We start from the raw sequence: 7,285 nt of genomic DNA, 5'->3' as shown, positions 1-7,285 counted from the left end.
TTCGCCGCGGTATAGTCTCGCCTCTCCGAAATGCGCCTGAAGCGCCAACAGGATTTCGGGGTGTAGCGCAGCCCGGTAGCGCGCCTGCTTTGGGAGCAGGATGTCGGAGGTTCGAATCCTCTCACCCCGACCACCCCCTATCCAACAAGTAAGAGATCGCGCCCGAGATAGTGAGTCTCTGCCCGTAGCTCAACTGGATAGAGCACCAGCCTTCTAAGCTGGGGGTTACAGGTTCGATTCCTGTCGGGCAGGCCAAGGTTTTCGTTGCCGGCACACTGGCGACAACAATGGTGGATGTAGCTCAGTTGGTAGAGTCCAGGATTGTGATTCCTGTTGTCGTGGGTTCGAGTCCCATCATCCACCCCACCGTATTCAAGCAGAAGCCGCTACAAAGCCCGCGCCAGCGGGCTTTGTCTTGTGCGCCGTCCGCACCCCGCGTTGTCCGTCCTCATTCGCGGATCTCGCCGCCGACATACAGCCAGCGCCCGTCCAGCTGCTCGAAGCGGCTCACTTCGTGCAGTTTGAACGCACGGCCGTTGAGCTTGTAGCGGGCGACGAATTCCACCGTCGCATGGGTCGTGTCCAGCAGCGTGTGCGCCTTGACCGTCAGCCCCAGCCATTGCGGGCGCGGCGGAACATCGAGTCCGAGCGAAGCGGGACAGCTATCGGGATGCCAGGTCGCACGCAAATAATCCTCGAGTCCCAGCACATAGGCACTGTAGCGCGAACGCATCAGCCGCTCGGAGTCGGGCGCCGGTTCGCCGGCGTGATAGCGGCCGCAACAGTCCGCCAGGGCGCGTACCGAGCCACACGGGCAAAGCGCGCCGCTCATGGTTTTTTCACCGGGCAGTGGCGCAGCTTGGGCTGGATGTACGGCCACACCGCATCGAGCATTTTCGGCTGGGCCTTCTCGTTGGGGTGGATGCCGTCGGCCTGCATCATGCCGTCCTTGACACCCACGTCGCAGACGAAACACGGCACGCGCACGATCTTCTCCTCGCGTGACACGTCGACATACAGCTTCGCCACCGCCTCGGCGTAAGGCTTGCCGTAGTTGGGCAGCACCGGCGCTTCGAGCAGCGCCACCCAGGCGCCGGCGGACTTGGCCTGGCGGATCATGGTTTGCAGATTCTGCCTGATCACGGCCGGCGGGGTGCCGCGCAAGGCATCGTTGCCGCCGAGCTCGATCAGCACGCCGTGCGGCCGGTGCCGATCCAGCGCCGGCTGCAGGCGCAGGAGGCCGTTCTGCGTGGTGTCGCCGGTGATGCTGGCGTTGATCGCGCGCCATTGCGGGGCGGTTTTCTTCAAACGCGCATCGAGCAGTTCGACCCAACCCTGCCCCGGCGCGAGGCCATATCCGGAACTCAAGCTGTCGCCGACAATCAACACAGAGCACGAACCGGCCAGTGCCCAGCCCGGCAGCCACAGCACTAAAAGCAACCACAAGCGATAATTCATTCATTGACCTTCATCATGGCCCCACCCTAATGACGCCTCCCGACAGTGCCCAGTTCCCCAACGCCGTGGTCGCCGCCCGCGCTCTGTCCCAGCAGGTGCCGACTGCCGACGGTCTGCTCGCCATCCTGAGTGAAGTCGAGCTTGCCGTCCAGGCGGGCGAAACGCTGGCCATCACCGGCGCCTCCGGCTCCGGCAAGTCGACCCTGCTGGGATTGCTGGCAGGACTGGATCAGCCGTCCGCAGGTGAAATTTTCCTGCTCGGCCAGCGCCTCAACGATCTCGACGAGGACGCCCGCGCCCGCCTGCGCGCCGGACGCGTCGGCTTCGTGTTCCAGTCGTTCCAACTGCTGCCGGCGCTCACCGCGCTGGAAAACATCCTGCTGCCGCTGGAACTGGCCGGCCGCGCCGACGCCCGCGAACGCGCCGCCCACTGGCTCGACCGCGTCGGTCTCGCTGCGCGCGCCGGCCACACCCCGCGCCAGTTGTCCGGCGGCGAGCAGCAGCGCGTCGCCATCGCGCGCGCCTTCGCCACCGATCCCGAAATCGTGTTCGCCGACGAGCCCACCGGCAACCTCGACGCCGACACCGGCGCACGCATCATCGAACTCCTGTTCGAGCTCAATGCCTCCGCGCACACCACGCTGATCCTGGTCACCCACGACGACGCGCTGGCCTCGCGCTGCCAGCGCCGGTTGCATCTGGTCGCCGGCCGCGCCCAAGAGGCCGCCCTCGCATGACCTTCCTGCGACTCGGACTCTGGCTGCTGCGGCGCGAACGTTCCAGCGGCGAATGGCGGGTGCTGCTGCTGGCGCTGATCATCGGCGTCGGCAGCGTCTCGACCACCGGCTTTCTCGGCGACCGCATCAAACGCGCGATGAGCGAACAGGGCGCAGGCTTTCTCGGCGCGGACCTGCTCGTCACCAGCCCGCGGCCGATCGACGCGTGGCCTGCCCATGCGCTCAAAACCAGCAGCGCGCTCGAATTCGCCAGCATGGTCAGCCACGGCGACGCCTTCCAGCTGGCGACCCTGCGCGCGGTCGACGCCGCCTATCCGCTGCGCGGCGAGGTGCGCATCGCCGACCGCCCCTTCGAGGCCGGCACGCCGCGCCCGGCGCAACCGCCGCCCGGAACGGTCTATGTCGACCAGGAACTGCTGACGCTGCTGAACGCCGAGGTTGGCGATGCGGTACAGATCGGCGAAGCCACGTTCCGCATTGCCGGCGTGGTGGTCGAGGAACCCGGCCAGCTCGGCGGCGTGTTCGGCTTCGCCCCGCGCGTGTTCCTGCGCACCGACGATATCGAAGCCACCCGCGTACTGCAGCCCGGCAGCCGTCTCACCTACCTCTACCAGTTCGCTGGCGAACCGGAGCCGCTCTCCAATTTCAGTGCCGCACTGAAGCCGACCCTGGAGCCCACCCAGCGCCTGATCGGCTCGCGCGACGGCGTCGAAACCCTGCGCGGGGCGTTTGCCAACGCCGACCGCTACCTGCAGCTCACCGCGCTGATCAGCCTGTTGCTGTCGGTGGCCGCCATCGCCATCGCCGCACACCGCCACGCGCTGCGCCATTACGACCAGGCCGCGCTGCTGCGCTGCATGGGCGCCACCACCGCGCAGCTGCGCGTGCTTTATACCGTACAGTTGCTCACGCTGGGGCTGTTGGGCAGCCTCGTCGGCATGGCGATCGGCGCATTGATGCAGCAGGCGCTGGCCGGTCTGATCATGCCGGATGCCGCCACCCGCCTGCCCTCGCTCGGCGTTGCGCCCGTCGGGGTCGCCGTGGCCAGCGGTCTGCTCGCACTGGCGGGCGCCAGCCTGCCCGCGCTGATGCGCCTGATCCGGGTACCGCCGCTCAGGGTACTGCGACGCGACCTGCCGCCGCTGCCCGCCGCGGCCTGGATCAGCGCCACCGTCAGCGGCTCGGCGCTGCTGATTCTGATCGCGTGGTACGCCGGCGACGCCAGGCTGGTCGCCGGCTTTGTCGGCGCGTTCGCTGCTCTGGTCGTCGCGCTGATCCTGCTGGCGAGGCTGGCGCTGGTGGCCGGACGCGGCGTGCAGAAAATCAGCTACGGCCCGCTGCGCTTCGGTCTCGCGCAGATGCTGCGCCACCGCTTCGACAGCACGCTGCAGCTCGGCGCCTTCACCCTGGCGTTGTTCCTGGTGGCCTTGCTGGCGCTGGTGCGCAGCGACCTCGTCGCCGGCTGGCGCCAGCAACTGCCGCCGCAAACACCCAACTATTTTCTGGTGAACATTGCGCCGCAGCAGCAGGACGCGGTGGCCGCCTACCTGGCCGAGCACCGCCTCGAAGCATCCGAACTCTATCCCATGGTGCGCGGCCGCCTGGTCAGCAAGAACGGCGTGCCGATCGCCGACACGCTGCCCGAGGACGCGCGCGACAGCAACACCCTGCGGCGCGAGCTCAATCTCACCTGGACCGCCACCCTGCCGGCCAACAACGCCGTGCTGGGCGGACGCTGGCACGGCCAGCGCCGCGCCGCCGAAATCTCGGTCGAGTCCGGCATGGCCGAACAGCTACGTCTTGCGGTCGGCGACACGCTCGGCTTCCAGGTCGGCGACCAGACGCTCGCCGCGCGCATCACCAGCCTCCGCAGCGTGAAGTGGGACTCGATGCAGCCCAACTTCTTCGTCATTTTCGCCCCCGGCCAGCTCGACGCGCTGCCCGCCAGTGCCATCGCCAGCGTCTACGTACCGCCGGACACGACCGACGTGCTGCCCGGCTTCGTCAAGACCTTCCCCGGCATCACCGTGCTCGCACTCGACAAGCTCATCGCCAACATCGAGGCCGTGTTCGCGCAGATCATCGGCGCGATCCAGCTGCTGCTGGGATTCCTGCTCGCGGCCGGCATGGCGGTGGTCGTCGCCACGCTGCTGGCCAGCCTGGATGCGCGTCAGCAGGAAGCCGTGCTGCTGCGCACCCTGGGTGCCCAGCGCGCCTACCTGGCAAAGGGTTTGTGGAGCGAGTTCATCGCGCTCGGCGTGCTGGCCGGCCTGCTCGCCAGCGTCTGTGCCGAAATCGCCATGGCGCTGATCGCCGAGCGCCTGTTCGAGCTGCCGGTGCGGCTGCACCCGTGGCTGTGGCTGGCGCTGCCGACGGCCGGCGCGCTGCTGGTGGGGATGAGCGGCTGGCTCACCACGCGCCACATCACGCGCGTGCCGCCGATGCAGTCGATCCGGACCATGAACTGAGCCCTTGAGGTCAGCGGTGCAGGCGTCCGGAGGCCGGCTGCAAATCCGCACCCACCCCCTCGCGCTCGTCGAACACGAAACAATCGCCGCGGTAATGCGCGCCGCCGACTTCCTCGAAATATTTGAGAATGCCGCCTTCGAGCTGGTACACGCTCTCGATGCCGATTTCCTTCATGTGGATGGCGGCCTTTTCGCAGCGGATGCCGCCGGTGCAGAACGACACCACGGTCTTGCCAGCATAGTCGGCACAATGCGCGGCCAGGCGCAGCGGAAACTCGCTGAAGACGCCGATGCCGTAATCGACCGCCTGGTCGAAAGTACCGGCCGCCACTTCATAGTCGTTGCGGGTATCCAGCATCACTACCGGGCGGCCTGCGTCGTCCATGCCACGGTCCAGCCACTGCTTCAGCGTGGCAGCGGCCACCGAGGGCGCGCGCCCGGCTTCGGGACGGATCAACGGATGCTTCATGGTGATGATTTCCTTCTTCAGCCGCACCCGCATCCGCTTGAATGGCGGCTCGGCCGACAGGCTTTCCTTGGGCGCGAGGTCGGCGAAGCGCGGATCGCTGCGCAGATGGGCGACGATGGCGTCGATCGCTGCGCGTGAGCCGGCCAGGAATACGTTGATACCCTCCGGTGCGAGCAGAATCGTGCCCTTGAGGCCAAGTTCGAGACAACGCGAAGCGAGATCGGTCTTGAGCACCTCGCGATCGGCGAGGGCGACGAACTTGTAGCAGGAAATATTGATGACGGACACGGAAAAAACCTTTCAGCAAGCCGGCATTATCCTGGAAACCCGGCTTGCAGAATAAATACGGAGCGGTTCTGCCCGGCTGGCGGTTTTGATACCCTTCGGACTTCCTTTCCCCTCTCGCCGACCATGAACGAACAACTGCAAACGCTGGAACACGCCCAGCAAACCGCGATCGATCTCGCCATCCAGTTCGGCCCCAAGCTGCTGGTGGCGCTGCTGATCCTGGCGGCGGGCTATTACGTCGGGCGCTGGGTGGGCAGGGTGGCCGACTCGATGCTGGAAAAGCTTGGGCTCGATGCCACCCTGCGCCTGCTGCTGGTACGCATGCTGCGCATCCTGGTGCTGGGCCTGTTTCTCATCATGGCGCTGCAGAATCTGGGGGTACAGCTGCTGCCGCTGATCGCCGGGCTGGGCGTCGCAGGCGCCGGCATCGCGCTGGCAATGCAGGGGGTGCTGGGCAATCTGGCGGCGGGGCTGACCATCATCTTCACCCGGCCGTTCAAGGTAGGTGAATACATTTCCATCGCCGACGAGGAAGGCATGGTCGAGGAAATCAAGCTGTTCAACACGGTGCTGAGCCATCCCGACCGCTCGCGCGTGGTCATCCCCAACCGCAAGATTTCCGGTGAGATCCTGCACAATTTCGGTACCCTGCGCCAGCTCGACGTGGTGGTCGGCGTGGCCTACGATGCCGACATCAAGCGGGCGCTGGCGGCAATCCGCGACCTGCTGGTGGCGCACCCCAAAATCCTGCGGGAACCGGAACCGATGATCCATGTGCTGGCGCTGGCGGACTCCAGGGTGCAGATCGCGATCCGCCCGTGGACCTCGGTGGCCGATTTCCACACCACAGCGGGCGAGATCACCCAGGCGGTGCTGGAAACCTTCCGCGAATACGGCATCCCCATCCCCTTGCCGCAACGCGAAGTGCGCCTGCTGGGGGCGGCATGAAGCGCGCCGCACCCGCCGCCGGTACGCCGAAAGCCGCCTACATCGACCCGCTGGCAGAGGTGTTGCGCCCCGGCCAGTCGATCGAACTGCTGAAGGAGCTGCACATCCTGACGCGCGACGGCAAGCTCAACCAGGACAGCCGCCGCAAGCTGAAGCAGGTGCATCACCTGTGCCATTTCATCGAGCCGCTGCTGGACGAGGTGCTGGGCCGGCAGGACACGCTGACGCTGGCCGATCACGGCGCGGGCAAGTCGTATCTGGGTTTCATCCTGTACGACCTGTATCTGAAAGATCGCCCTGGCAGCCACATTTTCGGCATCGAAACGCGCGACGAACTGGTGAAGAAGTCGCGCGACCTGGCGGCGCGGCTCGACTTTCCGCGCATGTCCTTCCTCAGCGCGACGGTAGCGGAGTCGATCGTCACCGACGCCCTGCCGCCGCGGATCGACATCGTCACCGCGCTGCATGCCTGCAACACCGCAACCGACGACGCCATCCGCTTCGCGCTTGCCAAGCAAGCCCGCCACATCGTGCTGGTGCCATGCTGCCAGGCCGAGGTCGCCGCCGTGCTGCGCCGCCGCAAGAACGAATCGTTCGGCAAAACCCCGCTGTCGGAAATCTGGCGCCATCCCATCCACACGCGCGAATTCGGCAGCCAGCTCACCAACGTGCTGCGCTGCCTGCAACTGGAATCGCACGGCTACCAGCTCACCGTCACCGAACTGGTCGGCTGGGAGCATTCGCTGAAAAACGAGTTGATCGTCGCCACCCACAGCGGCGCGCCGCGCAAGAACGCGCGCGAACGCCTGCAGCAGATTCTGCAGGAACTCAATCTGCAGGAACTCGAAGCACGCTTTCTCGACCCGCAGCCAGCCTGAAAACAGCCTATGCTGAAAAAGTAGGCGTTTGAACGAGAT

Annotated in this window: 7 protein-coding genes and 3 tRNA genes; 7 read left to right on the top strand and 3 right to left on the bottom strand. The window is 66.3% G+C overall.

Going from position 1 to position 7,285, the window contains the following annotated elements; all coding sequences use genetic code 11:
• The first annotated feature begins 56 nt into the window (after nucleotides 1-56).
• From Q0L94_RS08745 to Q0L94_RS08735, 3 genes are all read left to right on the top strand, one after another.
• Nucleotides 57-133 (top strand) — tRNA-Pro (locus tag Q0L94_RS08745).
• Between the two features lie 45 nt (nucleotides 134-178).
• A tRNA-Arg gene (locus Q0L94_RS08740) sits at nucleotides 179-255 on the top strand.
• A 35-nt stretch (nucleotides 256-290) separates the two neighbouring features.
• Nucleotides 291-366: transfer RNA gene (locus Q0L94_RS08735), tRNA-His, on the top strand.
• 82 nt (nucleotides 367-448) lie between these two features.
• Here the strand turns inward: Q0L94_RS08735 and Q0L94_RS08730 are convergent.
• The gene (locus Q0L94_RS08730) at nucleotides 449-832 is read right to left on the bottom strand and encodes a YchJ family metal-binding protein (RefSeq protein WP_296752548.1); all 384 of its coding nucleotides are present in this window, start codon (nucleotides 830-832) and stop codon (nucleotides 449-451) included.
• Complete coding sequence (locus Q0L94_RS08725) at nucleotides 829-1,458, bottom strand: arylesterase (RefSeq protein WP_296752546.1); 630 nt, start codon at nucleotides 1,456-1,458, stop codon at nucleotides 829-831. Before Q0L94_RS08725 ends, Q0L94_RS08730 begins: the two co-directional genes overlap by 4 nt.
• Nucleotides 1,459-1,487: 29 nt before the next feature.
• Between Q0L94_RS08725 and Q0L94_RS08720 the strand changes: the two genes are divergently transcribed.
• Nucleotides 1,488-2,195: an ATP-binding cassette domain-containing protein gene (locus Q0L94_RS08720; protein ID WP_296752543.1), complete on the top strand. Its 708-nt coding sequence runs from the start codon at nucleotides 1,488-1,490 to the stop codon at nucleotides 2,193-2,195.
• The gene (locus Q0L94_RS08715) at nucleotides 2,192-4,663 is read left to right on the top strand and encodes an FtsX-like permease family protein (RefSeq protein WP_296752540.1); all 2,472 of its coding nucleotides are present in this window, start codon (nucleotides 2,192-2,194) and stop codon (nucleotides 4,661-4,663) included. The genes Q0L94_RS08720 and Q0L94_RS08715 overlap by 4 nt, the downstream gene beginning before the upstream one ends.
• Before the next feature lie 10 nt (nucleotides 4,664-4,673).
• Here Q0L94_RS08715 and Q0L94_RS08710 read toward each other — a convergent pair whose 3' ends face one another.
• Entirely contained in the window at nucleotides 4,674-5,420 is a 747-nt protein-coding gene (locus Q0L94_RS08710) for a sulfurtransferase (protein ID WP_296752538.1), read from the bottom strand.
• Nucleotides 5,421-5,543: 123 nt separating this feature from the next.
• On the opposite strand from Q0L94_RS08710, the gene Q0L94_RS08705 reads away from it, so the two are divergent.
• Both Q0L94_RS08705 and Q0L94_RS08700 read left to right on the top strand, forming a co-directional pair.
• Nucleotides 5,544-6,368, top strand: coding sequence for a mechanosensitive ion channel family protein (locus tag Q0L94_RS08705; RefSeq protein WP_296752535.1), 825 nt, complete (start codon nucleotides 5,544-5,546; stop codon nucleotides 6,366-6,368).
• Nucleotides 6,365-7,246, top strand: coding sequence for an SAM-dependent methyltransferase (locus tag Q0L94_RS08700; RefSeq protein WP_296752533.1), 882 nt, complete (start codon nucleotides 6,365-6,367; stop codon nucleotides 7,244-7,246). Before Q0L94_RS08705 ends, Q0L94_RS08700 begins: the two co-directional genes overlap by 4 nt.
• The last annotated feature ends 39 nt before the right edge of the window (nucleotides 7,247-7,285 follow it).

The organism is Thiobacillus sp., from assembly GCF_024708915.1.
The sequence above is the reverse complement of the archived record's forward strand: the minus strand, read 5'-3'. Positions and strand labels throughout refer to the sequence as shown.